Annotated in this window: 21 protein-coding genes, 6 tRNA genes and 3 rRNA genes; 16 read left to right on the plus strand and 14 right to left on the minus strand. The window is 40.8% G+C overall.

What is annotated here, in order from left to right; genetic code table 11:
* Window positions 1-13 precede the first annotated feature (13 nt).
* Window positions 14-511, plus strand: coding sequence for a ribonuclease E activity regulator RraA (gene rraA, locus GM698_RS04080; protein ID WP_176807646.1), 498 nt, complete (start codon window positions 14-16; stop codon window positions 509-511).
* Window positions 512-569: 58 nt separating this feature from the next.
* Here rraA and GM698_RS04085 read toward each other — a convergent pair whose 3' ends face one another.
* From GM698_RS04085 to menB, 4 genes are all read right to left on the minus strand, one after another.
* Entirely contained in the window at window positions 570-1,283 is a 714-nt protein-coding gene (locus tag GM698_RS04085) for a tRNA1(Val) (adenine(37)-N6)-methyltransferase (protein WP_209289781.1), read from the minus strand.
* A 48-nt stretch (window positions 1,284-1,331) separates the two neighbouring features.
* The gene (locus GM698_RS04090) at window positions 1,332-1,841 is read right to left on the minus strand and encodes a Dps family protein (RefSeq protein WP_176807647.1); all 510 of its coding nucleotides are present in this window, start codon (window positions 1,839-1,841) and stop codon (window positions 1,332-1,334) included.
* A 175-nt stretch (window positions 1,842-2,016) separates the two neighbouring features.
* Entirely contained in the window at window positions 2,017-4,419 is a 2,403-nt protein-coding gene (gene mrcB / locus GM698_RS04095) for a penicillin-binding protein 1B (RefSeq protein ID WP_209289697.1), read from the minus strand.
* Between the two features lie 107 nt (window positions 4,420-4,526).
* Entirely contained in the window at window positions 4,527-5,384 is an 858-nt protein-coding gene (gene menB / locus GM698_RS04100) for a 1,4-dihydroxy-2-naphthoyl-CoA synthase (protein WP_176812143.1), read from the minus strand.
* Between the two features lie 179 nt (window positions 5,385-5,563).
* Between menB and GM698_RS04105 the strand changes: the two genes are divergently transcribed.
* From GM698_RS04105 to trpS, 6 genes are all read left to right on the plus strand, one after another.
* Window positions 5,564-6,115: an NADPH-dependent FMN reductase gene (locus GM698_RS04105; RefSeq protein ID WP_176807650.1), complete on the plus strand. Its 552-nt coding sequence runs from the start codon at window positions 5,564-5,566 to the stop codon at window positions 6,113-6,115.
* A gap of 524 nt (window positions 6,116-6,639) precedes the next feature.
* Window positions 6,640-7,275 (plus strand): RNA pyrophosphohydrolase, encoded by a 636-nt coding sequence (gene rppH / locus GM698_RS04110; protein ID WP_176809555.1) that lies wholly within the window; start codon window positions 6,640-6,642, stop codon window positions 7,273-7,275.
* Entirely contained in the window at window positions 7,275-8,063 is a 789-nt protein-coding gene (locus tag GM698_RS04115) for a sulfite exporter TauE/SafE family protein (protein ID WP_176807652.1), read from the plus strand. Before rppH ends, GM698_RS04115 begins: the two co-directional genes overlap by 1 nt.
* Window positions 8,064-8,070: 7 nt before the next feature.
* The gene (lgt, locus tag GM698_RS04120) at window positions 8,071-8,868 is read left to right on the plus strand and encodes a prolipoprotein diacylglyceryl transferase (protein WP_176809554.1); all 798 of its coding nucleotides are present in this window, start codon (window positions 8,071-8,073) and stop codon (window positions 8,866-8,868) included.
* Between the two features lie 69 nt (window positions 8,869-8,937).
* A complete protein-coding gene (locus tag GM698_RS04125; protein WP_209289698.1) occupies window positions 8,938-9,606 on the plus strand; it encodes a phosphoglycolate phosphatase in 669 nt (222 codons plus the stop codon).
* 54 nt (window positions 9,607-9,660) lie between these two features.
* Complete coding sequence (trpS, locus tag GM698_RS04130) at window positions 9,661-10,692, plus strand: tryptophan--tRNA ligase (RefSeq protein WP_209289699.1); 1,032 nt, start codon at window positions 9,661-9,663, stop codon at window positions 10,690-10,692.
* Between the two features lie 88 nt (window positions 10,693-10,780).
* Here the strand turns inward: trpS and GM698_RS04135 are convergent, their stop codons facing one another.
* Both GM698_RS04135 and ppa read right to left on the minus strand, forming a co-directional pair.
* Window positions 10,781-11,536 (minus strand): M48 family metallopeptidase, encoded by a 756-nt coding sequence (locus tag GM698_RS04135; protein ID WP_209289700.1) that lies wholly within the window; start codon window positions 11,534-11,536, stop codon window positions 10,781-10,783.
* A 55-nt stretch (window positions 11,537-11,591) separates the two neighbouring features.
* Window positions 11,592-12,119 (minus strand): inorganic diphosphatase, encoded by a 528-nt coding sequence (gene ppa / locus GM698_RS04140; protein WP_159628958.1) that lies wholly within the window; start codon window positions 12,117-12,119, stop codon window positions 11,592-11,594.
* Window positions 12,120-12,334: 215 nt separating this feature from the next.
* On the opposite strand from ppa, the gene GM698_RS04145 reads away from it, so the two are divergent.
* The 8 genes from GM698_RS04145 to lpxH all read left to right on the plus strand — a co-directional run bounded on the left by GM698_RS04145 (window position 12,335) and on the right by lpxH (window position 17,369).
* A tRNA-Lys gene (locus GM698_RS04145) sits at window positions 12,335-12,410 on the plus strand.
* 23 nt (window positions 12,411-12,433) lie between these two features.
* Window positions 12,434-12,509: transfer RNA gene (locus GM698_RS04150), tRNA-Lys, on the plus strand.
* 88 nt (window positions 12,510-12,597) lie between these two features.
* Window positions 12,598-13,647, plus strand: coding sequence for an endolytic transglycosylase MltG (mltG, locus tag GM698_RS04155; RefSeq protein WP_176807657.1), 1,050 nt, complete (start codon window positions 12,598-12,600; stop codon window positions 13,645-13,647).
* Between the two features lie 10 nt (window positions 13,648-13,657).
* The gene (tmk, locus tag GM698_RS04160) at window positions 13,658-14,278 is read left to right on the plus strand and encodes a dTMP kinase (RefSeq protein ID WP_209289701.1); all 621 of its coding nucleotides are present in this window, start codon (window positions 13,658-13,660) and stop codon (window positions 14,276-14,278) included.
* Window positions 14,278-15,255, plus strand: coding sequence for a DNA polymerase III subunit delta' (locus tag GM698_RS04165; RefSeq protein WP_209289702.1), 978 nt, complete (start codon window positions 14,278-14,280; stop codon window positions 15,253-15,255). Before tmk ends, GM698_RS04165 begins: the two co-directional genes overlap by 1 nt.
* A 16-nt stretch (window positions 15,256-15,271) precedes the next feature.
* Window positions 15,272-16,060, plus strand: coding sequence for a TatD family hydrolase (locus GM698_RS04170; protein WP_176812138.1), 789 nt, complete (start codon window positions 15,272-15,274; stop codon window positions 16,058-16,060).
* A gap of 10 nt (window positions 16,061-16,070) precedes the next feature.
* Window positions 16,071-16,592 (plus strand): DUF1523 family protein, encoded by a 522-nt coding sequence (locus GM698_RS04175; RefSeq protein ID WP_176812137.1) that lies wholly within the window; start codon window positions 16,071-16,073, stop codon window positions 16,590-16,592.
* Window positions 16,593-16,667: 75 nt separating this feature from the next.
* Window positions 16,668-17,369, plus strand: coding sequence for a UDP-2,3-diacylglucosamine diphosphatase (gene lpxH / locus GM698_RS04180; RefSeq protein WP_176807661.1), 702 nt, complete (start codon window positions 16,668-16,670; stop codon window positions 17,367-17,369).
* Window positions 17,370-17,563: 194 nt separating this feature from the next.
* On the opposite strand, the gene rrf is transcribed toward lpxH, so the two are convergent.
* From rrf to GM698_RS04215, 7 genes are all read right to left on the minus strand, one after another.
* Window positions 17,564-17,679, minus strand: a 5S ribosomal RNA gene (gene rrf / locus GM698_RS04185).
* Window positions 17,680-17,864: 185 nt separating this feature from the next.
* Window positions 17,865-20,765: ribosomal RNA gene (locus GM698_RS04190) — 23S ribosomal RNA — on the minus strand.
* A 217-nt stretch (window positions 20,766-20,982) separates the two neighbouring features.
* Window positions 20,983-21,058: transfer RNA gene (locus GM698_RS04195), tRNA-Glu, on the minus strand.
* Between the two features lie 199 nt (window positions 21,059-21,257).
* Window positions 21,258-22,798: ribosomal RNA gene (locus GM698_RS04200) — 16S ribosomal RNA — on the minus strand.
* The 16S, 23S and 5S rRNA genes sit together here with 4 tRNA genes alongside, the layout of an rRNA operon.
* A 195-nt stretch (window positions 22,799-22,993) precedes the next feature.
* Window positions 22,994-23,070, minus strand: a tRNA-Pro gene (locus tag GM698_RS04205).
* Window positions 23,071-23,097: 27 nt separating this feature from the next.
* Window positions 23,098-23,173: transfer RNA gene (locus GM698_RS04210), tRNA-His, on the minus strand.
* 28 nt (window positions 23,174-23,201) lie between these two features.
* Window positions 23,202-23,278: transfer RNA gene (locus GM698_RS04215), tRNA-Arg, on the minus strand.
* 389 nt (window positions 23,279-23,667) lie between these two features.
* Between GM698_RS04215 and glnA the strand changes: the two genes are divergently transcribed.
* Window positions 23,668-25,089, plus strand: coding sequence for a type I glutamate--ammonia ligase (gene glnA, locus GM698_RS04220; protein ID WP_159628951.1), 1,422 nt, complete (start codon window positions 23,668-23,670; stop codon window positions 25,087-25,089).
* A 105-nt stretch (window positions 25,090-25,194) separates the two neighbouring features.
* Here the strand turns inward: glnA and wecA are convergent, their stop codons facing one another.
* Window positions 25,195-26,277 (minus strand): UDP-N-acetylglucosamine--undecaprenyl-phosphate N-acetylglucosaminephosphotransferase, encoded by a 1,083-nt coding sequence (wecA, locus tag GM698_RS04225; protein WP_159628950.1) that lies wholly within the window; start codon window positions 26,275-26,277, stop codon window positions 25,195-25,197.
* Window positions 26,278-26,364 lie beyond the last annotated feature (87 nt).

Raw genomic sequence — 26,364 nt, forward strand, 5'->3', positions numbered from 1 at the left:
ACAGGAGCATATTATGCGTATTGATACCTCTGAGCTTTGCGATCTTTATTCTGACCAAATTGATGTTGTTGAACCGATTTTCTCAAGTTTTGGGGGTGCCTCTTCCTTCTTTGGCAAAATCACTACCGTCAAATGTTTTGAAAGCAATGGCTTAATTGCTGAAGTGCTGGAAGAAGAAGGCGAAGGGCGTGTGTTATTGGTTGATGGTGGCGGTGCTGTTCGCCGAGCATTAATTGATGCAGAGCTGGCTCAACTCGCTGTGGATAATGGCTGGGAAGGAATCATCGTTTATGGTGCTGTTCGCCAGTTAGATATTTTGGAAAGACTAGAGATTGGCATTCACGCACTTGCTCCTATTCCAGTCGGGGCAGATAATACCGATATTGGCGAGGTAGATACCCCTGTTAATTTTGGCGGTGTAACGTTTTTCCCTGAAGATTATGTCTATGCCGATTTAACAGGCATTATTCTTTCGCAAGAATTGTTGGATTTAAACGATATTAGCGAATAACTTGCAAAAAATTCACAAAAACCGACCGCTTGGTCGGTTTTTTAGTCTGTATAGCAGATCAAAAATTCAAATAAAAATCGCGAGTGATCCGTTTAAATTCCGCAGTGTAACAGTTATTCCGATCATAAATGACCAACTTTCTTTGTACACATCGCCTCTCCTGCAAACGAAAACTCACTATGCTTCGCTTAGGTGCTTTCTCTAATTTAGTAAAAATCGTCCATTGCTCAGTACAATACAAACCCATTTTTTCACTTTGTGAAATGAGTTTTTCTGCCGCTTCCGTGGGTAAAATCAAAGTAATTCTGCCCTTTTCTGCCAACCAACTTTTGGCTTGTTTTAACCAATCAAAATGGGTGTGCTGCTGAATGGCACGGGCAAGATCTCGTTGTTCAGTTTGGCTGGCAAGCGAGTGTTCAAAATAGGGCGGGTTACTTACAATTAAATCGAATTTCTGTTCAAATTGTTGCTGCATCACATCACCTTGTAAAACAGAAATACGATTTGCCCATACAGATTTTTTTACATTTTCACCCGCTTGTCGGCAAGCATTTGGTTCAAGCTCTAATGCAGTAATCTGGCAAGTCTCACTGGTTCGTTGAGCAAGCATAAGGGCAACCAAACCTGAGCCTGTGCCTAAATCTAAAATTTGCTGAGCATTTTCGATATAAGCGATGGCACCAAGCAAAATACCATCAGTATTAACCTTCATCGCACATTTATTATGCTGAATAAAAAACTGTTTAAATTGAAAACCGTTCGACATAGTGATTAAAAAATAAAACCCCGATGAGTATCGGGGTTAAAATCATAAAAACTGTTATGAGTTGCAAGAACAACCTTGTGCGTAATCTGAACATTCTGCACAAGCAGCGGTGAACATCCATACTAATTTTTCTTGCTCTTTGATGTAGTCACTCATTTGAGAAGCTGTACCTTCATCATCAGCCTCATTGGCTAACGTTAAAATTTCACGTTGCTGAGCTAAGAGTGTTTTAAAGCCATCTAATGTGCCTCTTAAACACTCTTGTGCCGCTGAAACACCAATATGTTCTTTAATTTGAGAACGTGTTAAATATTGGCTAAATGCGTTATTTGGCGTATGACCTAAAGTTAAAATACGCTCTGCAATTTCATCTACTTTAGAAACTAAATCATCATAAATTTCTTCAAATTTTGCGTGTAATTCAAAGAAATTTACACCACGCACGTTCCAGTGATAGCCACGCACATTCGTGTAAAATACTTGATACGTTGCTAATAAATCATTTAATTCATCTGCTAATTTTTTTGCGACTTCTTTATTTAAACCGATATTTGACATTGCCATAATATGCTCCTTTTTATTGGTAATTATCTTTCAAATTAAATACATACTGCTCATTTAATTTATAGTTATATTACTACTCAAATAACAACGTGGCAAATGGTTATAATATATACTTATCATAGATATAACCTATCAAGAATTCAAATTCAAATAATAATAACTATCAAAACTATTCTTATTCCTTCGGAGCAACCTCTTCATTTGGAATAAATTGGTTGTCTTCCGCCTCTTCAGCTTTTGGATTATTATCCTCTTTCAATGAAAGAGCATCCCATACACTTGATTGAGCGGCAACAGTGCCTGTGCTGGTACAATAACTCTGCCCATTATCACGCCAAACAGGAATTTGTCTGCTGCTATCGCAGGTCCAGCTACCGTAGCTATTAATGCCAACCCATTGCATCGTATTGAGTTTAGGTAATTTATAAGCCTGTGGTAAAGCACGTTCAAGATATTGCTTATAAACATATAATGCTCCGCTTGAGCCAGTTAAATGGGTATCACCATTATTATCTTTCCCGAGCCAAACCGTTGTAATATGTTCGCCATCAACACCAACAAACCAGGTATCACGAGCATTATTGGTTGTACCTGTTTTGCCTGCTAATTTTAACTTAGCAAAATGACCTTGCAGGCTACGAGCAGTACCTCGCTCTACTACTTGTTGCATTGCATACATCGTTTGTACGGCAGCTTCTGGAGGAAGCACCTGATCACCGATTTTACTATTATCTCGCTGGTAGAATATTTCACCATTATGAGAAATAATGGTCTCAATCGTCGTTAATGGTATTTTTAAGCCTTCATTCGCAATCACTTGATAAGAACGCGTTACATCGTAAGGAGAAATAGAATAAGAACCTAACAAAGTTGAAGGATATAACGGAATTTCAGTGGTATTCCAGCCCATCTCTTTTTGTTTAGCGATCACTTTTTTCAAGCCCACTTTCATACCAATATTCACAGTTGGAATATTAAGCGAGCGAACCAATGCGTCCATAAACATTACTGAACCGCTGAAGCTACGGTCGTAGTTACGAGGGGTCCAATAAGTTGAGCCTACTTTAATTGAAATTTGTCTGTTTTGAACAGGTGTATTTAAACGAAACAGATCAGGCTGAGCTAAAGCAATTGCATAGATAGACGGCTTAACTAAAGAACCTATCTGACGTTTTGACTGTATAGCACGGTTAAAACCTGCAAATTGAGTTAAACGATCGCCAACAATAGCTCTCACTTTGCCTGTACGATATTCCACCACGACAATTGCAGATTGCAGATCTGTTACCTTCTTATTATTGCTCTCTAAATCTTCCAAGCCAGTAATAACGGCTTGTTCTGCTGAACGCTGCTGCTTGCGATCTAGCGTAGTAAAGATTTTTGTGCCTGAAAGTTGTGCGGCTCTAACTTCTCCTAATTCATTTTTTAAATCAATCGTTAATGCCTGCATAAACGCAGGTTGTTCGCGGTAAATCGTGCCTTTTTCACGCACATTTAATGGACGCCTACTCAACAAATCATAAAGTTCTTGATTAATCACTTGATGATCACGTAATAAACGCAGTACGACATTACGGCGTTCTGTCGCACCTTGTGGGTTTCGCCACGGATTATAAAGTGATGGACCTTTTACCATTCCCACTAATAAAGCAATTTGGTCAAGGCTGATTTCTTGAATTGGGCGACCAAAATAGAATTTACTTGCTAATGCAAAGCCGTGAATTTGATAGCTACCATTTTGTCCTAAATAAATTTCATTGAGGTACGTTTCTAGAATACGATTTTTCTCATATCTAAAATCTAAAATAACCGACATCAAGGCTTCGTTAATTTTACGCCCCAACGATCGTTCATTCGTTAAAAACAGGTTTTTAACCAACTGTTGTGTTAAGGTACTTCCACCTTGCACAGTTCTGCCTGCTTGATAATTCGTCATTAATGCTCGTGCAATTCCAATCGGGCTGATTCCATCGTGCTGATAAAAGCGACGATCTTCAGTTAAAATCAACGATTCAATCAACAAACGAGGATATTCTTGTAAACGTAACGCTTGACGTTCTTCATCACTATCGGAGTGCAACATCGCAAGCAATTTCGGATCTAAACGAAATTCCTCGATCAACTTTCCCTGCACAAGATCTTCGATATAGGTTAATTTATCATCTTTGAACGTTAAACGTAGAACACGTTGCGATTCAGGCGTTTCAGGAAATGGGAAAGCACGACGTAGCAAAACTAAACGATTCTCTTCTATTTTAAAATCACCTGGTGTAGCCACCTGTGAAACTTGACGATAACCGTTATCCAACAAAGCCTGTTTAGTTTGTTCAAGCCCTAAATGATCCTCAATTTTAATGCTTTCAATACGGGCATAAACCTCAGCAGGTAACGCCCAAACTTGCCCGTCCATTTTGCGACGAATCTTGCCGTCTAGGTAAATCCCATAGAAAGCGACACTACAAGCTCCAATCAGCCCAAGCTTAAATAAAGTGGAGAGAATATAACTTCTCCTTTTCGGTTTTGACTCAGGATCTTGGCTCTGCGCTTGATTCTGATCGTTTAGCTCAACGTCTGACATAACATTAACTTAAATTAGAAAGGTAAGCGGTCAAATTTATAAAAAAATTTGCAAATGATGCCTTTACTCCAACACAGCTTACTGCGCTAGGCTTTTTCTTGGAAATACTACGGATTACGGCGGAACTTACTGAAATCAGGCTCACGCTTTTCATTAAACGCATTACGCCCTTCTTGCCCTTCTTCCGTCATATAGAACAACATTGTAGCATTGCCTGCTAATTCTTGAAGACCTGCTTGACCATCGCAGTCGGCATTCAAGGCAGCTTTCAAGCAACGTAAGGCAATTGGGCTGTTTTGCAACATTTCACGACACCAACGCACCGTCTCTTTTTCTAAATTTGCATAAGGCACAACAGTATTCACTAAGCCCATATCTAAGGCTTCTTGTGCGTCGTACTGACGACATAAAAACCAAATTTCACGGGCTTTTTTCTGACCAACAAGACGTGCCATATAGCTTGCCCCCCAGCCGCCATCAAATGAACCTACTTTCGGACCCGTTTGACCAAATTTTGCATTATCTGCCGCAATCGTTAAATCGCATAACATATGCAAAACGTGACCGCCGCCAATCGCATACCCTGCGACCATTGCTACAACTGGTTTCGGGCAAGTACGAATATCACGCTGAAAATCCAACACGTTTAAATGATGTACACCGCTTTCATCTTTATAGCCGCCGTAGTCACCACGCACTTTCTGATCGCCACCAGCACAAAATGCATATTCACCTTCTCCAGTTAATACGATCACGCCAATCTTTTCATCAAAACGTGCATCAGCAAAAGCGTCAATCATCTCTTTTATTGTATGAGGGCGGAAAGCGTTACGCACTTCAGGGCGGTTAATCGTAATTTTTGCAATACCATCTTTTGATTTATGGTAGCGAATATCAGTATAACCTTCGCTGTGATCTACCCATTCAACGGGAGCATACAAAAAATCTTCACTTGGATATAACATTGCTCAATTCCTTCAAAAATAGTCAAAAAATTGTTGCGATTATAACGGAATCGGTAGAAAAAGAAAATTTGGTTATAAATAATCTCTTTTGCAATTACAATGTGAGGTTTATTCACTAAAAAGAAAGCTGTAAAATAAGCAGACCATTAATCTTATGGACTATAAAAGGAATCTATAAAATGACAAAACAAATCGCAGTATTAATCGGCAGCAACAGCAAAACTTCATTTAGCCAATTAACCGTTCGCCATTTACAAAAAATGGCCCCAACTAGCATTCAATTAAATATTGTAGAAATTGCAGATTTACCACTTTATGATCGTGATTTAGACGAAAATAGCCCAGCACAATACACTCGTGTACGCGAGGCTGTAGAAAACGCAGACGGCATTTTATTTGTTACACCAGAACACAATGCGGGTATTTCAGCAATGTTAAAAAATGCCATTGACGTGGTTTCTCGCCCAATGGGTGAAAGCAAATGGATTGGCAAACCTGCAGGCATCGTCACGGTTGGAGCAAGTGCAGGGGGCGGTGTCCGTGTCGCAGATCAAATTCGAGCAATTACCTCTGGCTCATTTGTAAATATGCCAACACTCCCATTTGCTTTAAGCGTAGGTAATTTATTTGATGGCGTATTTAACGAACAAGGCGAAATTACCAAAAAAGCTCTCGCACTTTCAATGCAAAGCTTCATCAATGCTTATGCTGACTTTGTAGAGAAATTTTAATATTCCAAATGATAAAGCCGTTTGTCTTTGCCAGATAAACGGCTTTTTAGCACAAAAAATAACCAATAAAATACACATCTATTTATCACTTTTAATAATCACGCTAACACATTGATTTAATTATATATTTTTAAAAGTTTAAATGCTTATTCTAAGTTATTCACCCTGATTTTGAAAAACTATCACATCTTTATCCACAAATGGTGGGGATAACTCAACAGACTTTACCAAAATCACCTTTTTCTGTTTCTTGATGTTAATCTTTCAACTTATTTTGATGAGAAAAAAGTCAACTACTTGATCTTTATCCAGATCATTGTGCAAGAAAAAGATCCTATTTTAGGATCTCATTCGTGGCTCTAATTTACAACGCTCAATATAGTTATCCTCAAGTTATACTGCTAACATTCAAAAGTTATCCACAAAGTTATACACAAGCGGTCGAAATCGATCGATTTTTTGCAAATCCTGCCAAAGTATGAAACAATCTCTACATTCTAAAATTGTACAAATTAGGTGGTCGAGTGATCGATTTCGATGGCTACCGCCCAAATGTTGGCATCGTTATCTGTAATAAGCACGGACAAGTTCTGTGGGCAAAACGGTTTGGTCAAAACTCTTGGCAATTTCCACAAGGTGGAATTAACGAGGGGGAAAACATTGAAACAGCAATGTACCGTGAGCTTTATGAAGAAGTTGGCTTAAGCAAAAAAGATGTACGATTGCTTTGGGCGTCTAAATATTGGCTAAAATATAAACTACCAAAACGTTTGGTGCGTAATGAAGGAACAGGGCCTGTCTGTATCGGGCAAAAACAGCGTTGGTTTTTATTACAATTAGTGAGTGATGAAAGTCTGATTAATTTAAAAATCACGAAAAACCCAGAATTCGATAACTGGCGATGGGTGAGTTTTTGGTATCCTGTTCGTCAGGTTGTTTCTTTCAAACGTGATGTTTACCGAAAAGCAATGAAAGAGTTTGCACACGTTCTGCAAAAAAATGCCGAAGATAAACCGCTTGAAAGGCCCCGTACCGAGCGAGATGACAAATTTTCTCATACATCAAGACCATCCTTTCAAGACGCCACCAAATCTTATAAGTGGGAAAGCCGTAAACCATATCGGGCTTGGCATCAACATAACCAAAAGGGAAAACAATAATGACTATTTTGTTAATCTGCCTTTTTTTAGGAGTATTTGTCGGCTTTTTAGCTGGATTATTCGGCATTGGGGGTGGTCTGATTATTGTCCCGAGTTTGGTATTTTTACTGCCAATGGCAGGTGTCCCCCCTGAATATGTGATGTCTACCGCATTAGGCACGTCGTTCTCAACTATTATTATTACCGCTTTTTCATCGGCTCAACGCCACCATAAGTTGGGCAATGTTGATATACAAACGAGTAAATCCTTTATTCCTGCGTTAATGATTTCGGTATTCTTATCTGGTTTAGTAGTAAGTCGACTAGATCCGCAAATTATGTCTAAAATTTTTGCTATAATGGTGTTATATCTTGCGGGCAAAATGCTTTTCAGCTTGAAAAGAGCACCGAAAAATAAACCGCTTACGTTCAAAGCTACATTGCTTGGCGGAAGCGTAATTGGCACCTTGTCTAGTATGGCAGGCATCGCAGGCGGTGCATTTATTGTGCCGTTTTTAAGCGATCGAGGCTTAGATATTAAACGAGCAATCGGTACTTCGTCATTTTGTGGTGCATTTTTAGGTTTATCTGGCACAATCAGCTTTATTGTAAGTGGCTTAGGCTTAAAGGGAATGCCTGATTACTCATTAGGCTATATCTATTTACCAGCACTGATAGGCATCACCTCAACCTCATTTTTCACTTCAAAAATAGGAGCAAGTGCAGCAAATGCCTTACCTGTGCCAATACTCAAAAAAGCCTTCGCGGTACTCTTGGTCTGTATCGCTATCAATATGTTTTTAAAATAAGGAAACTATGAACGAACAATTTATTCAATTTCCACAAATTAACCCTATCGTATTTGAAATCGGACCCATTGCCCTACGTTGGTATGGATTAATGTATTTAGCAGGTTTTGCTTTTGCTTACTGGCTGGGAATGAGAAGAGCAAAAAACTCAAATGGCGTTTGGACAACCGAGCAAGTTGATAGCTTAATCTATACTGGCTTCTGGGGCGTGGTATTAGGCGGGCGGATTGGTGATGTCTTCTTTTATAATTTCGATCGCTTCTTGCAAGAACCACTCTATCTTTTCCGCATTTGGGAAGGCGGAATGTCTTTTCATGGAGGCTTAATTGGCGTAATTATAGCAATGGTTTGGGTTTCCTACCGTCAAAACCGTAGTTTCTGGCAAACCGCTGATTTTATTGCTCCACTGGTACCATTCGGATTAGGAATGGGGCGTATTGGTAATTTTATCAATGACGAACTTTGGGGGCGTGTAACTGATGTACCTTGGGCAGTTTTATTCCCAAGTGGAGGCTATTTGCCTCGCCACCCATCACAACTCTATGAAGCCTTTTTAGAAGGCGTCATATTGCTACTCATTCTAAACGGGTTTATCAAAAAACCTCGCCCAACAGGCTCTGTGTCAGGCTTATTTTTAATCGGCTACGGCACTTTCCGCTTTATTGTGGAATACTTCCGAGAAATCGACCACAACGTAAACACCACCGCAGATTTAATCACACGAGGTCAATTGCTCTCTTTACCAATGATTATCGTCGGAACCTTGATTATGCTGTGGGCGTATCAAGCCAATAAAGTAAAATAATGATAACAAGCGGTCGAAAATAGCAAAAAATTTGCCAAAAACGACCGCTTACATTTTTAAGGAAAAACAATGAGCAATAAATACAAAGTAATTGGTTTTGACTTAGATGGAACCCTCATTAACACCCTACCTGACCTAACCTTAGTCGTAAACTCAATGTTCTTAGAAGCAGGCTTGCCAACCGTGACACAGGAAAAAGTACTAACTTGGATTGGCAAAGGGGCTGACATTTTCTTCCAAAATGCGGTTGCTCACACAGGCAAAATGTTCCAAGCCGATGAATTAACCACAATGCGAATGCACTTTGATAAATACTACGCCATCTATGTGTGTGAGAAAAGCACGCTATTCCCAAATGTAAAAGAAACCTTAGAAGCCTTAAAAGCCAAAGGCTATCCGCTGGTTGTTATCACAAACAAACCAACTAAATTAGTCGAACCCGTGCTTTCTGCCTTTGACATCTACCACTTATTCGATGAAACCTTAGGTGGACAATCACTCCCTAAAATTAAACCACACCCAGACCCAATGTTCTTTATTTGTGAAAAATTCAATATCGCTCCACAAGAATTCCTATTTGTGGGCGATTCAGAAAATGACGTCATCGCCGCCAAAGCCGCAGGCTGTGATGTGGTTGGTTTAACTTATGGCTATAACTACAATGTGCCAATTGAGCAATCTGAGCCTACTTTTGTCACCGCTGAATTTAAAGATGTGTTGAAAATTGTAGGCGAATAAGACGACAAGCGGTATAATTTCCACAATTTTTTGCAATCAAAACGAGATGATAAAATGACCAAACCTATCGTATTTAGTGGCGTTCAGCCGTCTGGGGAATTGACCATTGGTAACTACTTAGGGGCATTACGCAACTGGGTAAAAATGCAAGATGATTATGATTGTGTTTATTGCATTGTCGATCAACATGCTATTACTGTGCGTCAAGATCCAGAAGCACTGCGTAAATCTACTTTAGATGTATTAGCCCTTTATTTAGCTTGTGGCATTGATCCAAACAAAAGTACGATTTTTATTCAATCCCAGGTGCCTGAACACGCTCAATTAGCTTGGGTATTAAACTGTTACACCTATTTTGGCGAGATGGGGCGTATGACGCAATTTAAAGATAAATCCGCTCGCTATGAAGAAAATGTGAATGTTGGCTTATTCACTTACCCGGTGTTAATGGCGGCAGATATTCTTCTCTATCAAGCAAACCAAGTGCCAGTAGGCGATGATCAGAAGCAACATTTGGAAATCACTCGTGATATTGCCAACCGCTTCAATGCGTTATATGGCAAAAAAGATGCCGAAGGAAATCTTATTGAGACTGTATTCGCTGTTCCCGAAGTATTTATTGCAAAGTCGGGGGCAAGAGTGATGTCGTTACTAGAACCGACAAAAAAAATGTCAAAATCAGATGACAACCGCAATAACGTCATTGGTTTACTCGAAGATCCTAAAGCAGTGGCAAAGAAAATCAAACGTGCAATGACCGATGGCGATGAGCCACCTGTAGTACGTTACGATGTGCAAAATAAGGCGGGCGTGTCTAACTTGTTAGATATTCTTTCAGCGATTACAGGCAAAACCATTGCGGAATTAGAAGCAGAGTTTGAAGGCAAAATGTATGGTCATTTAAAAACCGAAGTAGCGGATCAGGTTTCTGCGTTCTTAATCAACCTTCAAGAGCGTTACCATCACTACCGCCAAAACGAAGCCTTGCTTGAAAAAATCTACCGTGAAGGTGCAGACAAAGCCAGAGCGAGAGCCAAAGAGACTTTAGGTAAGGTTTACGAATTGGTCGGCTTTGTGCGTTACTAATTGAGTAGAAACCAAAAACAAAAATGCTCTTGAATCATCAAGAGCATTTTTGCAAAAAATTAGTAAAAATCCACCGCTTGTCATCATCTTATTTACGAGCGTTATAAACTTTCATCGCTTCAGGTACTAGACGAGCTAAATTTTCTTGGCGATCCGCATTTGACGGGTGGGTTGAAAAAATCGATAAACCTGAATCTCCGTTTGCCTTGCTCATTTTAATCCATACATTCGGAGCAGCCGATGGATTATAGCCCGCTTCTGCCATCAACATTAAGCCCACTTCATCTGCTTCTGTTTCTTGGCTGCGAGAAAATGGCTTAGTGGCAATTAAATCTACGCCAGAACTTAATAAACCCTCGGTATTTACACCCGTTGAAGCCGTTACTGCAATATCTGCAATCGCGCCTACAATGCCACCAATCATCGTGACCGTACGCCCTGATTTACCATGCTCTTTTAAAGCGTGAGCCATCTCATGGCCCATCACAACAGCAATTTCATCGTTAGATAAATTAAGTTTTTCCACCAAACCTGTATAGAACGCCATTTTACCACCAGGCATAGCCCACGCATTCAGCTCATCAGATTTTAAAACGGTAATTTCCCAGTGGAAAGGGGCACTTGTTTGGTTTACTCTTTCAGCGTAAGGCTTCATTTTATTAAATACGGTATGCACACGTTTTGCAGTAGACGATGATGCATCAATCGCATTGTGGTGACGAGCTTGCAATTTTACCTGTGCATAATGATGAGCGGCTTCTTGGTTAATACTTTCTGTTGTTGCACAAGAAACCACGATGATAGATAAAAAAATAGAAAGGCCTAGTTTTTTAATAAAGTTCATATTGATATCCCACAAAAAATGCCAAACAAATCTGCTTGGCATTCAGAGAAAAAAATTACTTTTTAGCACGCTCGAAAGATTCTAGAATTTCTTGGCGAGCTTCATTTACATCTCCCCAACCTTCAACTTTCACCCATTTACCTGCTTCTAGTGCTTTATAGCTTTCAAAAAAGTGTTGAATTTGTGCTTTTAATAATGCAGGTAAATCACCAACATCTTTAATATGATCGTACTCTTTGCTTAATTTAGTGTGTGGTACTGCAACTACTTTTGCATCGCCGCCCGCTTCATCAGTCATTTTTAATACCCCTACTGGGCGACAACGAATCACTGAGCCTGGTTGTAATGGGTATGGTGTCGGCACCAATACATCTACTGGGTCGCCATCTGATGATAAAGTATTATTTACATAACCATAGTTTGCTGGATAAAACATTGCCGTTGCCATAAAACGATCAACGAATAATGCCCCCGTTTCTTTATCCACTTCATATTTGATTGGATCTGAATTTGCAGGGATTTCAATAACAACATAAATATCATCTGGTAACGCTTTACCAGCTGGCACTAATTCTAAGCCCATTTTTGGTTTCCTTCTAAATTAAAATCGAGAGTTTAATAAACGGCGTGATTATAGCCTATTTTCAGAAAAAGATAAAAGCCCGTTTATAGACTGAATAAAATATGCTTAAATTTCCGTAAAATTGTTTATAAACCACACACTCAACATTATTTAGATAAAAAATACTTGCCAAACCTTCAGAAACCTGTATGATATGCCCTCGTTACACAAGATTTGGGTCATTAGCTCAGTCGGTAGAGCAGCGGACTTTTAATCCGTTGGTCGAAAGTTCGAATCTTTCATGACCCACCACTAATCTTCAAAAACACCTATTTGGGTCATTAGCTCAGTCGGTAGAGCAGCGGACTTTTAATCCGTTGGTCGAAAGTTCGAATCTTTCATGACCCACCACTTATTTCTTATTTACAAATTTTTCTGAAAAAACAACCGCTTTATAGTAAAATTTAACGCGTTTCTTCTTAACCATTATTCAAATTCAATGTTAAAAAAAATCCTTATTGCATTAAGTTTAGCTGGTGTTATTGCTTGTGGTGGATTATTTTATGGCTACCAAAAACTTAATTCCTTAGCAGAGCATCAAATCACCGCCCAACCAGATCAACTTTTTATACTGGAAAAAGGGATTTCTAGCCACCGATTAGCAGGTCTTTTAAAAGAACAAGGTATTATTACCCATAATGATGCGGATCTTCTCCCCTACTTAATGCGATTACATCCAGAGTTAAGCAAATTTAAAGCTGGAGCTTATTCATTAAATAACTTAGCTACCGTAAAAGATTTGCTGGCTCATTTAAATTCAGGCAAAGAAGTGCAATTAAATGTGCAATTTATTGAGGGTAGAACCTTCCAAAATGGGTACGAGCAATTATCTAAAGCAAACTATTTGCAACAAACTCTCCAAGATAAATCGGAAAAAGAAATTGCTGAATTACTCGGTATTCCATATACAAAAATCGAGGGTTGGATTGCACCAGACACTTATCGCTACACACCAAACTCTACCGATTTAGCTTTACTACAACGTGCTTATCAACGGCAGAAAACTATCTTAGAAAATGCTTGGCAAAATAGAGCAGAAAATCTACCGCTTGCCAATCCTTATGAGATGTTAATTCTTGCATCGATTGTCGAAAAAGAGACGGGCATTGCGAGCGAACGCCCTAAAATTGCTTCTGTTTTTATTAACCGCTTACGCATTAAAATGCGTCTGCAAACCGATCCAACCGTGATTTACGGTATGGGCAATCGCTATGATGGAAATATTCGCCGTAAAGATTTAGAAGAAGTAACACTATATAATACTTACCAAATTGACGGCTTACCGCCTACACCGATCGCTATGCCAAGTGAGGCTTCTATTAAAGCGGTCGCCAATCCTGATTACACACCCTATTTATACTTTGTCGCAGATGGTACAGGCGGACACAAATTTAGTAAAACATTAAAAGATCATAATAAAGCGGTGCAAGAGTGGATTCAAATTGAACGTAAACGCAAAAATAATCAAAGTAACGAACAGAAAAAATAGCGAGAAATCTATGCGTGGAAAATTTATTGTGATTGAAGGCTTAGAAGGTGCAGGCAAAACAACTGCTCACCAAGTGATTTTAAAAGAGTTAGAGCAAGCAGGCATTAGTAATATCGTGATGACTCGTGAACCGGGTAGCACTCCTCTTGCCGAAAAACTCCGTCATTTAATTAAACACGAAACCGAAGAGCCTGTAACTGATAAAGCTGAATTATTAATGCTCTATGCTGCCCGTGTTCAACTGGTGGAAAATGTGATCAAACCAGCACTTGCCGAAGGTAAATGGGTGCTAGGCGACAGGCACGATATGTCTTCACAAGCCTATCAAGGTGGGGGACGTAAACTCGATCGCAAATTACTCGAAACTTTAAAAGAATCGGTTCTTGGCACTTTTGAGCCTGATTTAACGATATACCTCGATCTCGATCCTGTCATCGGATTAGCGCGTGCTAGAGGCCGGGGCGAGTTAGATCGTATTGAGCAACAAAGTTTAGACTTTTTTTATCGCACACGAGAGCGTTACTTAGAGCTTACCAAAAATAATAACAAAGCAGTCATAATCAATGCAGAGCAATCGATTGAAAAAGTTACTGCCGATATTCAACACGCAATCAGAAATTGGCTGAAATAATGTATAGTTGGCTTACAAGCACTTACCAAAAACTCATCGACTCCTTTTTACACGGACGAGGGCATCACGCTCTGCTGTTTAAAACCGATGTTGGGCTTGGCACAAATACGTTAATCGAAAAAGTGGCTAAGTGGTTACTCTGCACAGAAAAAACGAGCGATGATCCTTGCTGTCAATGCAAAAGTTGCCAACTTACGCAAAGCAAAAACCACCCAGATTTCCATATTTTAGAACCGATTGAGGGAAAAGATATTGGCATCGATCAGGTGCGAGAATTGATCGCTAACCTACAAAATTTCGCTCAACAAGGCGGTAACACCGTCGTGTATATTCGAGGCGTAGATCGATTAACCGAAGCAAGTAGCAACGCACTTCTCAAAACCCTTGAAGAGCCACGTGAGAATGTCTATTTCTTACTTGAAGCTCCATTGCAATCAACCGTGTTAGCTACCATTCAGAGCCGAAGCCAAACCTGGGTGATTTATGCCCCACAAGCGAACGAGGTAATGCAATGGCTTCACACACAATTTCCTACAACCTCAATATCTGAGTTGGAAATTGCACTGCGTATTTGCCGCTCTCGCCCGCTTATTTGCAAAAATTTTCTCGAAAATGACCGCTTGTTAAAGCGAAAAACATTTCTACAAACCTTCTGGCGTTTTTACAAAAATCGAGATGTTGTATTGCTTTTTCAAGCTTTCGACAAAGAAAAAGGGAATGTATTACAACAACTTGAATGGTTAGAAAGTTTCTTTAGCGATGCCCTCAAAGCTAAAATGAACATTACACAAGGCTGGCTCAATCCAGACCTCCAAAACGGCATTATTCCATTTAGCCAACAGCTCACCGCCTATGGCTTACTACAAGGACAGCAAATTCTTCAACAAACTCAACAGGATCTAGTGGAGATTAATGCCGTAAATCAGGAATTGATGTTGCTGGATTGTTTAACAAAGCTGGTTTTGATTTTTGAATAAATCATAAAAGGAACAAATGAAAGACTTATTTATTATCGACTCACACTGTCATTTAGACTCTTTAGACTACGAAAACCGACACAAAAATGTGGATGAAGTGATTCAAAATGCGAAAGCACGTGGTGTACATCATTTTCTTTCAGTTTGCACTACTATTGGACGTTTTGAGGCAATGAAAAATCTAACCGCTCATCGTAACGATGTTTCTCTTTCTTGTGGCGTTCACCCATTGAATGTAGAAGATGAGCCATTTGATTACGATAAACTATTTCAATTTGCTCAAGATCCAAAAGTGGTTGCCATTGGCGAAACTGGTTTAGATTATCACTACACACCAGAAACTAAAACATTGCAACAATCACTTTTTGTGCAACAAATTGAGATTGCAAATAAGCTCAATAAACCGCTTATTATCCACACACGTTCAGCGCGTGAAGATACAATGAATATGCTAGAACAAAACGGAGCGGAAAAATGCGGGGGTGTGTTGCACTGTTTTACGGAAGATTGGACTATGGCAAAGCGTGCATTAGAGATTGGTTTTTATATTTCAATTTCAGGCATTATAACTTTCCGTAATGCCGAAGAATTACGAGATGTAGTGCGAAAAATCCCACTAGATCGCTTATTGATTGAAACCGATTCACCTTATTTAGCACCCATTCCTTATCGAGGAAAGCCAAATCAGCCCGCTTATGTGAGAGAAACTTGTGAATATGTTGCGACATTAAAAGGGGTTTCAACAGAAGAATTAGCTCGCATTACAACTGAAAATGTGCAAAAATTGTTTAACATCCAATTATAAGGAACAAAATATGAGAACAATACTTAAATATTTTCTATTTTTAGTCTCCCTTGCCCTTTTTATTGTGCTAGGCGGCGCAATCAATTACGCAATGCCAAGCTACGAAGAAACATTAGTAACAGGAATGGAAGTCCGCCGTATGGATAAAGACGGTATAATTAGCAAGTCTAATCCTGCTGATGGTCAAATACGTGATGTTTATTTCCTATTTACTGAAGATCCTAACACCAAAAAAGTAATGGTATATCGTAACGAAGATACTGGTTGGAGTTTACCACCTTACTTCAAATTTGATTCCGCCGATATTCAAGCAAAAGCACAAGCTTATGCTAACGAAAAACAACGGGTTCAAATTAAATATTACGGCTGGCGTATTAACTGGCTAAATGAGTTCAGAAATATTGTGTCTATTAAACCACTACCCGAAGCGGAAACTATAAGCAAACCAATTATGAGCTATGTACTCTATGCGGTATTAGCTTTCTTATTCTTCCTCTCCGTGCAATTTATTCGAGGCATCTTCAAAGATTAATGCTAATTAAACCTTTGACAAACGGTTCGATTTTGTAAAAAATTGAACCGTTTTCTTTTTATCACCAATATCAAAATGACATACTATTTTATTGCAGATCTCCACTTAAACGAAAATCAACCTGAAATAACCAGACTTTTTTTGCAATTTATGCAAGAAAAAGCACCGCTTGCACAAGCAGTTTATATATTAGGCGATCTATTTGATTTCTGGATTGGCGATGATGAAGAGTCTGAACTTATTTCAAACGTGAAAAATGCAATAAAAACCCTTACTACAAGCGGTACAAAATGCTATTTTATTTGCGGAAACCGTGATTTCTTAATTGGTAAACGTTTTAGTCAGCAAACAGGAATGGCTCTTTTGCCTGATTATCATATTATTAATTTATTTGGCACGCCCACATTACTTTGTCACGGCGACACACTTTGTACTGATGATAAGAAATATCAACAATTCCGTAAAAAAGTCCATCAAAAATGGCGACAAGCTATCTTTTTGATGTTTCCACTTTCTTGGCGAATTCGGATTGCGGAGAAAATTCGTGCCAAAAGTAAGCAAGAAAAGCGTGGTAAATCTGCCGAAATTATGGACGTAAACACTGAATTTACGGCTCAAATTGTAACAAAATTTAAAGTAGAACAACTTATACACGGACATACACATCGCCAAGCGATCCATAATCACAATCATTTTACCCGTATTGTATTAGGAGATTGGAAAGCCGATTATGCGTCTATTTTAGAAGTTAAAAAACAAGGAACTCGGTTTATATAATTTGTCTGCTATTTCAATCTCACACACCCAGACCGCAAGTATTCTACAAGTACAAGCGGTCATTTTACTTATATTTTTTGCCATTTTAGCTTTTTTGCTTTTTTGCTTTTTTGCTTTTTTAAAAATGAAAAAGCAAAAACCTCAAGCCTATCACTAAGCTTGAGGTTTTTGCTTTGTTTGAGATTTAAAATAAGCCCCGACGATGCCCTACTCTCACATGGCGAATCACCACACTACCATCGGCGTCACTGCGTTTTACTTCTGAGTTCGGTATGGAATCAGGTAGAACCACAGCACTATTGTCGTCGGGAAAATCTTGTTGATTTTCTGTCTTTCTATTTTTTGTTCTTTAATCTAAAAACAAGCTGTTGATTCTGAGTTTATTTATTTATTTTCTGAGTTTATTTGTTTGTCTGTCTTGTTTGTTTAGTCTTTACTTTACGTTACTTCGCTTCGTGCTTTCTTATTTTTTCTATAAAAACACTTGAGCGTTGTATAGTTAAGCCTCTCGGGCAATTAGTACACATTAGCTCAACGTATCGCTACGCTTACACATTGTGCCTATCTACGTCGTAGTCTCCAACAACCCTTACAGTCTTATAGACTGGGAGAACTCATCTCTTGGCAAGTTTCGTGCTTAGATGCTTTCAGCACTTATCTCTTCCGCACGTAGCTACTCGGCAATGCGTCTGGCGACACAACCGAAACACCAGCGGTGCGTCCACTCCGGTCCTCTCGTACTAGGAGCAGCCCCAACCAATTCTCCAACGCCCACGGCAGATAGGGACCGAACTGTCTCACGACGTTCTAAACCCAGCTCGCGTACCACTTTAAATGGCGAACAGCCATACCCTTGGGACCTACTTCAGCCCCAGGATGTGATGAGCCGACATCGAGGTGCCAAACACCGCCGTCGATATGAACTCTTGGGCGGTATCAGCCTGTTATCCCCGGAGTACCTTTTATCCGTTGAGCGATGGCCCTTCCATTCAGAACCACCGGATCACTATGACCTGCTTTCGCACCTGCTCGACTTGTCTGTCTCGCAGTTAAGCTTGCTTCTACCATTGCACTAACCTGACGATGTCCGACCGTCATTAGCAAACCTTCGTGCTCCTCCGTTACTCTTTGGGAGGAGACCGCCCCAGTCAAACTACCCACCAGACACTGTCCGAGTACTCGTTCCGAGTACTTCGTTAGAACATCAAACGTTAAAGGGTGGTATTTCAAGGACGCCTCCAACAACACTAGCGTGTCATCTTCAAAGGCTCCCACCTATCCTACACATCAAAATTCAATGTTCAGTGTCAAGCTATAGTAAAGGTTCACGGGGTCTTTCCGTCTAGCCGCGGGTACACCGCATCTTCACGGCGATTTCAATTTCACTGAGTCTCGGGTGGAGACAGCCTGGCCATCATTATGCCATTCGTGCAGGTCGGAACTTACCCGACAAGGAATTTCGCTACCTTAGGACCGTTATAGTTACGGCCGCCGTTTACTGGGGCTTCGATCAGGAGCTTCTCTTTCGATAACACCATCAATTAACCTTCCAGCACCGGGCAGGCATCACACCCTATACGTCCACTTTCGTGTTTGCAGAGTGCTGTGTTTTTAATAAACAGTTGCAGCCAGCTGGTATCTTCGACCGGTTCAACCTTCATCCGCGAGGGATTACAATCTACGCCGGCGCACCTTCTCCCGAAGTTACGGTGCTATTTTGCCTAGTTCCTTCACCCGAGTTCTCTCAAGCGCCTGAGTATTCTCTACCTGACCACCTGTGTCGGTTTATAGTACGGTTTAGTGTAATCTGACGCTTAGTGGCTTTTCCTGGAAGCGTGGTATCGGTTACTTCAACTCCGTAGAGTCTCGTCATCACTTCTCGTTGTTAATAGAAGACCGGATTTGCCTAATCTTCCCAACTACCAGCTTAAACAGGGTAATCCAACACCCTGATAACCTAACCTTCTCCGTCCCCACATCGCAATTACACCAAGTACGGGAATATTAACCCGTTTCCCATCGACTACGCTTTTCAGCCTCGCCTTAGGGGCCGACTCACCCTGCCCCGATTAACGTTGGACAGGAACCCTTGGTCTTCCGGCGAACGAGTTTTTCACTCGTTTTATCGTTACTTATGTCAGCATTCGCACTTCTGATACGTCCAGCAAGCCTCTCGACTCACCTTCTTCCGCTTACAGAACGCTCCCCTACCCAACAATGTTTCCATTGATGCCGCAGCTTCGGTGACTAGTTTTAGCCCCGTTACATCTTCCGCGCAGGCCGACTCGACTAGTGAGCTATTACGCTTTCTTTAAATGATGGCTGCTTCTAAGCCAACATCCTAGCTGTCTAAGCCTTCCCACTTCGTTTCCCACTTAACTAGTACTTGGGGACCTTAGCTGGCGGTCTGGGTTGTTTCCCTCTCCACGATGAACGTTAGCACCCACCGTGTGTCTCCTATGCATTACTCTTCGGTATTCGCAGTTTGCATCGGGTTGGTAATCCGGGATGGACCCCTAGCCGAAACAGTGCTCTACCCCCGAAGGTATTCACATAAGGCTCTACCTAAATAGATTTCGGGGAGAACCAGCTATCTCCCGGTTTGATTGGCCTTTCACCCCCAGCCACAAGTCATCCGCTAATTTTTCAACATTAGTCGGTTCGGTCCTCCAGTTAGTGTTACCCAACCTTCAACCTGCCCATGGCTAGATCACCGGGTTTCGGGTCTATACCTTGCAACTATACGCCCAGTTAAGACTCGGTTTCCCTACGGCTCCCTTATTCAGTTAACCTTGCTACAAAATATAAGTCGCTGACCCATTATACAAAAGGTACGCAGTCACAGAATAAATCTGCTCCCACTGCTTGTACGCACAAGGTTTCAGGTTCTATTTCACTCCCCTCGCCGGGGTTCTTTTCGCCTTTCCTTCACAGTACTGGTTCACTATCGGTCAATCAGGAGTATTTAGCCTTGGAGGATGGTCCCCCCATCTTCAAACAGGATATCACGTGTCCCGCCCTACTTGTTGTGAGCTTAGTACCACGGAAATATTTTCGAGTACGGGATTATCACCCTCTATGATTGAGCTTCCCAGCTCATTCCTCTAATAAATCCGCTATTACTCACTGGCTCTTTCGCGTTCGCTCGCCGCTACTAACGAAATCTCGGTTGATTTCTTTTCCTCGGGGTACTTAGATGTTTCAGTTCTCCCGGTTTGCTTCACTTGCCTATGTATTCAGCAAGTGATAGTAGATTCTTCATCTACTGGGTTTCCCCATTCGGACATCTTGGATTAAACGCCTCTTATCGACTCATCCAAGCTTTTCGCAGATTAGCACGTCCTTCATCGCCTCTGATTGCCAAGGCATCCACCTTGTGCGCTTAGTCACTTAACTATACAACCTCAAATGTTTTTGTTTTTGTATTTCAATCAAAAGGAAAGAAAAAACAACATAACAACACATTTAAAGTCTGTTTTAAACTAAACACTTAGCTGCTTTTGTTCAGCTAAGATTTTATTACATACTCAGACTTTCTTTCGAAAATCTCTCAGTTTTTCAGCTTGTTTCTAAATTTTTAAAGAACATTAAGACAATAAAAATCATCTTTAAATGGCGTCCCCACGGGGATTCGAACCCCGGTTACCGCCGTGAAAGGGCGATGTCCTAGGCCTCTAGACGATGGGGACATCATTTAAAGATGCTTTCCTTTTGCCAGTTGAGCGTTAAGTATTTTAGCGATTTTGCAAATTTCTGCAAGATTTTAACCGCTTGAATGCCTAACTTTCATTCATCTCTGTCCTGTCTACTCTATCAAACAATCTGTGTGAACACTTGCTGTCGTCGCGACGCTAAACTCTCGCCTAGCTTCGCGCTTGATTTTTTTGGTAAGGAGGTGATCCAACCGCAGGTTCCCCTACGGTTACCTTGTTACGACTTCACCCCAGTCATGAATCATACCGTGGTAAACGCCCCCCTTGCGGTTAAGCTATCTACTTCTGGTACAACCCACTCCCATGGTGTGACGGGCGGTGTGTACAAGGCCCGGGAACGTATTCACCGCAACATTCTGATTTGCGATTACTAGCGATTCCGACTTCATGGAGTCGAGTTGCAGACTCCAATCCGGACTTAGACGTACTTTGTGAGATTCGCTCACCATCGCTGGCTCGCCGCCCTCTGTATACGCCATTGTAGCACGTGTGTAGCCCTACTCGTAAGGGCCATGATGACTTGACGTCATCCCCACCTTCCTCCGGTTTATCACCGGCAGTCTCCTTTGAGTTCCCACCATAACGTGCTGGCAACAAAGGATAAGGGTTGCGCTCGTTGCGGGACTTAACCCAACATTTCACAACACGAGCTGACGACAGCCATGCAGCACCTGTCTCAGAGCTCCCGAAGGCACTCCCATATCTCTACAGGATTCTCTGGATGTCAAGAGTAGGTAAGGTTCTTCGCGTTGCATCGAATTAAACCACATGCTCCACCGCTTGTGCGGGCCCCCGTCAATTCATTTGAGTTTTAACCTTGCGGCCGTACTCCCCAGGCGGTCGATTTATCACGTTAGCTACGGGCACCAAGCTTAAAGCCCAATCCCCAAATCGACAGCGTTTACAGCGTGGACTACCAGGGTATCTAATCCTGTTTGCTCCCCACGCTTTCGCACATGAGCGTCAGTACATTCCCAAGGGGCTGCCTTCGCCTTCGGTATTCCTCCACATCTCTACGCATTTCACCGCTACACGTGGAATTCTACCCCTCCCTAAAGTACTCTAGACCCCCAGTCTGAAATGCAATTCCCAGGTTAAGCCCGGGGCTTTCACATCTCACTTAAAAGTCCGCCTGCGTGCCCTTTACGCCCAGTTATTCCGATTAACGCTTGCACCCCCCGTATTACCGCGGCTGCTGGCACGGAGTTAGCCGGTGCTTCTTCTGTCGTTAACGTCAATCGCCGATTCTATTAAAATCAACGCCTTCCTCGCGACCGAAAGAACTTTACAACCCGAAGGCCTTCTTCATTCACGCGGCATGGCTGCATCAGGGTTCCCCCCATTGTGCAATATTCCCCACTGCTGCCTCCCGTAGGAGTCTGGACCGTGTCTCAGTTCCAGTGTGGCTGGTCATCCTCTCAGACCAGCTAGAGATCGACGGCTTGGTGAGCCATTACCTCACCAACTACCTAATCTCACTTGGGCTCATCTTATGGCAGGTGGCCCGAAAGTCCCACCCTTTCCTCCTTAGAGATTACGCGGTATTAGCGACCGTTTCCAGTCGTTATCCCCCTCCATAAGCCAGATTCCCAAGCATTACTCACCCGTCCGCCACTCGTCAGCATTAGTACAAGTACTAACCTGCTACCGTTCGACTTGCATGTGTTAAGCCTGCCGCCAGCGTTCAATCTGAGCCATGATCAAACTCTTCAATTAAAAGTTTAATCGCTCAATACTGCTGACATAAAATCACTCTTTAATACTTTAATAAGAAAACTTAAAAAAGTTAAATGAATTTCTAGTTAGCACCTATTAAGACTTCAAGTTTTAAAAAATAAAAATAGTTTTAAATCAAGTCTATCAACAAGTGCCCACACAGATTGTCTGATAAATTGTTAAAGAACAAAAAATTGGTCGGCGAGATAGGATTTGAACCTACGACCCACTGGTCCCAAACCAGTTGCGCTACCAAGCTGCGCTACTCGCCGTCAGTTACTCAAAGAGTATTAATTAAATGGGGTGGCTAATGGGATTCGAACCCACGACAACTGGAATCACAATCCAGGGCTCTACCAACTGAGCTATAGCCACCATTATGTTGATAGTACCACATTGACTCTGGCGCGCTCGACAAGATTCGAACTTGCGACCTTTGGCTCCGGAGGCCAACGCTCTATCCAACTGAGCTACGAACGCTTTGATTTCAGCTAATGCGTCGCAACGGAGGCGTATATTATAGACTTCCAACTGCCTTGTCTAGATTTTTTTTCAAAAAAACATAAAAAATCTATTGTTTGGATTTATTTTATTCAAAATGTTTATAAAATAGCAAAAATATCACTAAAAATAACCGCTTGTATTCTGCTTTTATTATACCTAATCGATAAGTGTAGCACTCATTTTACTTAGCTAAATAGTAATTTCATTACTCTAAAATTTAAAAAAGATTAACAGTTGGATTTTGACAACAATTTTCAATATTACTCAAACTTCTTTTGTGTAAACTCTATTAAAAATGCTATGATAGCCAAGTTTTTTCTTATGTATGATTCCCCTAATTTTTCTCGACAAGGACTTATTTTACTATGTCAAACGCAATCGATAACGTATCTAAGTTGATTCAAGATAATGATATCAAATTTGTCTTATTAAAATTTACTGATATTAAAGGTAAAGAACATGGTGTGTCGCTGCCAGTTAGTTTAGTTGCAAATGATCTTGAAGACTTTTTTGAGGAAGGTAAAATGTTCGACGGCTCATCCGTTGAAGGCTGGAAGGCAATTAATAAAGCTGATATGCTTTTAATCCCAATTGCTGAAACTGCTGTAGTTGATCCTTTCGCTCGTATTCCTACCCTCACTATCCGTTGTTCAATCTTTGAACCTAACACAATGCAGTCTTACGATCGTGACCCTCGTTCTATCGCAATTCGTGCCGAGAATTATTTAAAATCAACTGGTGTTGCCGATAACGTAATGTTCGGGCCTGAGCCAGAGTTTTTCTTATTCGATGATGTTCGTTTCAGCACTGAAATGAACAATGTTTCATATAAAATTGATGATGTAGAGGCAGCTTGGAATACTAATCGTAAATTTGAAAATGGTAATAATGGTTATCGTCCGTTAAAAAAAGGCGGTTATTGTGCAGTTACCCCGATTGATTCCGCTCACGATATCCGTTCTGAAATGTGTTTGTTAATGGAAAAGATGGGCTTAGTGATTGAAGCTCACCACCATGAGGTTGCGACTGCAGGTCAAAATGAGATCGCAACACGCTTCAATAGCTTAACGTTAAAAGCAGATGAAACTCAAATCTATAAATACATTGTGCAAAACGTAGCTATTGAACACGGAAAAACCGCTTGCTTTATGCCAAAGCCAATCGCTGGCGATAATGGTTCTGGAATGCACTGTAATATGTCATTAAGCAAAAATGGTCAAAATGTCTTTATGGGTGATAAATATGCAGGTTTATCTGAAACTGCTCTTTATTATATTGGTGGTATCATAAAACATGCTAAAGCATTAAATGCTTTTACTAACCCAACTACAAACTCATATAAACGTTTAGTGCCAGGCTTTGAAGCTCCTGTATTGTTAGCCTATTCAGCAAGTAATCGCTCGGCATCAATTCGTATTCCAGCAGTCACTAGCCCGAAAGCTACCCGTGTGGAAGCTCGCTTCCCAGACCCAATGGCAAACCCTTATATTTGCTTTGCAGCGTTATTAATGGCTGGTCTTGATGGCGTAATTAATAAAATCCACCCAGGCGATGCAATGGATAAAAACTTATACGACTTGCCGCCAGAAGAGTTAAAAGATATCCCAACTGTTGCGTCTTCTTTAGATGATGCCCTTAATGCGTTAAGCAACGATTTTGAATTTTTAACACAAGGTGGCGTATTTAGCAAAGACTTCATTGACGCTTATATCGGTATTCGTCGTAAAGAAGTTGAGCGTGTAAACTCAATTCCACATCCTGTAGAGTTTGAACTTTATTACGCATAATTGATAAAAAATGGCTGAGAACTTCAAATCTCAGCCATTCATTCCACCGCAGCACTTTCCGCAAATCACCAATATTATAAGCCAGACAAACAATCGTTAGCCAACTCATTTACTATTATTAAAGTTGCTTTGTTTACTTCGTTTTGCACGACGTTTTAAACGACGGACAAAACGGGTAATACGCCAAGCGTGGGTAACGGAATACACATATAAGAAGAATAAGCCGATAAACATCAGCATCATTACCCATTGGTTCCAGTAATAAATCTCACCTAATACACCAATAGTTGAACAGAAACCCGCCCAAAGTACAATAACTAACAATGCTTGGCGAGAGCTCAAACCTGCCCGCATCATTAAATGATGTAAGTGCAAGCGGTCAGGTTTGAACGGACTTTTACCTTTTTTCAAACGACGAATAATAACCGCCACCATATCAATTAACGGCACAGCAATCAGCCATAAACCTGTAATCGGGCTAATTGGCGAGCCCTGACCTTGCGTACTTAATAGCAAAATCCAAATAATGGTAAAACCAATTAGCATACTACCAGAGTCGCCCATAAACACTTTCCATTTTGTACCAAACAGGCTTAAATTAAACATTGCATAAGGCAATAAAACAAATATAAGGGCAAAACACCAATAGCCTAAAGCAGGCTCATCTTTAATAAACATCAATGTGCCAAGCCCAGCAAAACTAACGCTCGAGAGCCCTGCCAATAAGCCATCAATCCCATCTACCATATTAAAGGCATTAATCACGCCAATCGTGACGAAGATAGTAAACACAATGCCTAGCCAGCCTAACTCAATACTAAATGGAGCAATAATCTGACCTAAACTATTTAATGATAAGCCATTGTAAATCATCGCTCCAGCTAATCCAGCCTGAATACCTGCTCGTAGAAGTGGGCTTATGTCAAATCTGTCATCTAGCACACCGATAATCAGCAAAATCGTCACCGCAGTGAGATAAAGCCCAGGTAGTCGCATATCTTGCCATTGCATAAAATAAAACGTGAGATTCCCAATAAATAAAGCGATGCCGCCAATTAATGGGATCAAACCTTGATGACGTTTGCGGAAATTAGGTTTATCTACCAAATTTACAAATTTCGCCACTGGTCGCATTACGATTAAGGCTAGAAAAGAGACAATAAATACTGTTAAAAAAGTAAGCCACATAGTGGGATTACCTCAAAAAAATCAGTCCAAAATTAGGTAAGAAGCATAGCATAAGGCAACAAAGTCACAAAATTTTTTAGCGAAAAT

Source organism: Mannheimia sp. ZY171111, assembly GCF_017750945.1.
GTDB classification, from domain to species: Bacteria; Pseudomonadota; Gammaproteobacteria; order Enterobacterales; family Pasteurellaceae; genus Mannheimia; species Mannheimia pernigra.

Coding starts and splice junctions, on each gene's coding strand:
- GM698_RS04125 (WP_209289698.1), top strand. CDS start 8,938: ATGAGCAATAAATACAAAGTAATTGGTTTTGACTTAGATGGAACCCTC.
- GM698_RS04175 (WP_176812137.1), top strand. CDS start 16,071: ATGAGAACAATACTTAAATATTTTCTATTTTTAGTCTCCCTTGCCCTT.
- lpxH (WP_176807661.1), top strand. CDS start 16,668: ATGACATACTATTTTATTGCAGATCTCCACTTAAACGAAAATCAACCT.
- wecA (WP_159628950.1), bottom strand. CDS start 26,277: ATGTGGCTTACTTTTTTAACAGTATTTATTGTCTCTTTTCTAGCCTTA.
- GM698_RS04135 (WP_209289700.1), bottom strand. CDS start 11,536: ATGAACTTTATTAAAAAACTAGGCCTTTCTATTTTTTTATCTATCATC.
- trpS (WP_209289699.1), top strand. CDS start 9,661: ATGACCAAACCTATCGTATTTAGTGGCGTTCAGCCGTCTGGGGAATTG.
- mltG (WP_176807657.1), top strand. CDS start 12,598: ATGTTAAAAAAAATCCTTATTGCATTAAGTTTAGCTGGTGTTATTGCT.
- rraA (WP_176807646.1), top strand. CDS start 14: ATGCGTATTGATACCTCTGAGCTTTGCGATCTTTATTCTGACCAAATT.
- GM698_RS04165 (WP_209289702.1), top strand. CDS start 14,278: ATGTATAGTTGGCTTACAAGCACTTACCAAAAACTCATCGACTCCTTT.
- GM698_RS04090 (WP_176807647.1), bottom strand. CDS start 1,841: ATGGCAATGTCAAATATCGGTTTAAATAAAGAAGTCGCAAAAAAATTA.
- menB (WP_176812143.1), bottom strand. CDS start 5,384: ATGTTATATCCAAGTGAAGATTTTTTGTATGCTCCCGTTGAATGGGTA.
- GM698_RS04105 (WP_176807650.1), top strand. CDS start 5,564: ATGACAAAACAAATCGCAGTATTAATCGGCAGCAACAGCAAAACTTCA.
- lgt (WP_176809554.1), top strand. CDS start 8,071: ATGAACGAACAATTTATTCAATTTCCACAAATTAACCCTATCGTATTT.
- mrcB (WP_209289697.1), bottom strand. CDS start 4,419: ATGTCAGACGTTGAGCTAAACGATCAGAATCAAGCGCAGAGCCAAGAT.
- ppa (WP_159628958.1), bottom strand. CDS start 12,119: ATGGGCTTAGAATTAGTGCCAGCTGGTAAAGCGTTACCAGATGATATT.
- glnA (WP_159628951.1), top strand. CDS start 23,668: ATGTCAAACGCAATCGATAACGTATCTAAGTTGATTCAAGATAATGAT.
- tmk (WP_209289701.1), top strand. CDS start 13,658: ATGCGTGGAAAATTTATTGTGATTGAAGGCTTAGAAGGTGCAGGCAAA.
- GM698_RS04115 (WP_176807652.1), top strand. CDS start 7,275: ATGACTATTTTGTTAATCTGCCTTTTTTTAGGAGTATTTGTCGGCTTT.
- GM698_RS04170 (WP_176812138.1), top strand. CDS start 15,272: ATGAAAGACTTATTTATTATCGACTCACACTGTCATTTAGACTCTTTA.